The sequence below is a fragment of the Microbulbifer harenosus genome, assembly GCF_005771435.1.
GTDB lineage: Bacteria > Pseudomonadota > Gammaproteobacteria > Pseudomonadales > Cellvibrionaceae > Microbulbifer > Microbulbifer harenosus.
In genome coordinates this window covers 1-896 of record NZ_VANI01000050.1, presented here as the reverse complement: position 1 = coordinate 896, position 896 = coordinate 1, and the positions used below count along the sequence as shown (strand labels likewise).

The 896-nt window shown below is 52.3% G+C and carries 2 protein-coding genes; both read right to left on the bottom strand.

Annotated elements, in window-relative coordinates; all coding sequences use genetic code 11:
- Positions 1–140: 140 nt before the first annotated feature.
- Complete coding sequence (tnpB, locus tag FDY93_RS19275) at positions 141–509, bottom strand: IS66 family insertion sequence element accessory protein TnpB (RefSeq protein WP_136783863.1); 369 nt, start codon at positions 507–509, stop codon at positions 141–143.
- Positions 509–811, bottom strand: a complete 303-nt coding sequence (tnpA, locus tag FDY93_RS19270; RefSeq protein ID WP_136783862.1) for an IS66 family insertion sequence element accessory protein TnpA — start codon at positions 809–811, stop codon at positions 509–511. Before tnpA ends, tnpB begins: the two co-directional genes overlap by 1 nt.
- Between the last annotated feature and the right edge of the window lie 85 nt (positions 812–896).

Here is an 896-nt window from a genome sequence, read left to right as displayed (position 1 = left end):
GTTGCTGGAAGTCGCCAATCACCGCCAGCAACTCCGCAGTGGATAAACCACTGTAATCGCTTGTATTGATGGGAGTGCTGGGCGCCTTTTTCATGGCGATATGTTAGCAAAACAAGGTCTCAAAGGCACCGCTCAAGGCGTTAATTGATCGACTCGTAGTGCAGCGTTTTATGCCCTTTGAGTAAGCTGATATCGTAGCCGTCGAGCAACCAGTTAATCTGCTCACCGGTCAGGGGCAGTAGATCCTCCGACAGGGTCGGCCATTTGAACTTTTCCTCGGCCAGTGATTTGTAATAGAGCACAAAGCCATTACCTTCCCACATCAGACACTTGATTTTGTTGCGATGGCGATTGGTGAAGGCGTAGAGGGCACCGGTGAAGGGACTGTGCCCAAGTTCCTGCTCGATCAATGCCGCCAGGCCATTGGCCTGTTTGCGGAAGTCCACTGGTGCCCGGTAGAGATAGATCTGCGGTATGTCCAGTGCCGGGCGCAGGTAACGCAACGCCATTACAGCTGCCTCAGAATCGCACCCACGAGTTCGATATTCCCGGTATGTATGCCGGTAATCGACAGGCCGTTGGGCAGCGTGAGTGTCAGCTCGCACTTTGAGGAGGCAGTCTGAGTTACTCTGGCAAATCCGATAGGGGAATCCGGCTGGCTTGAACGGGCTTTATTTTGTTTGCGTCGCCAGTATACAAACTGGTGGTAAGAGAGGTTATTCTCCCGACAGAAAGCCTGTCCGGATAGGCTGGATACCTGCCAGGTGGAGATTTGTTGTTGCCAGAACTGAGTGCGCTCTTCGGGGGTCATGGCTGATTCCTTTGTGTAAGTACGGTTGGAATCAGTGTGTTGAAGTCGAATCAGGAAAAACAGGTGCTGATTCTTTGGCGCTTAC

Excerpts from the sequence above, each read along its gene's own strand:
- tnpB (WP_136783863.1), bottom strand. The coding sequence starts at position 509 with ATGGCGTTGCGTTACCTGCGCCCGGCACTGGACATACCGCAGATCTAT.
- tnpA (WP_136783862.1), bottom strand. The coding sequence starts at position 811 with ATGACCCCCGAAGAGCGCACTCAGTTCTGGCAACAACAAATCTCCACC.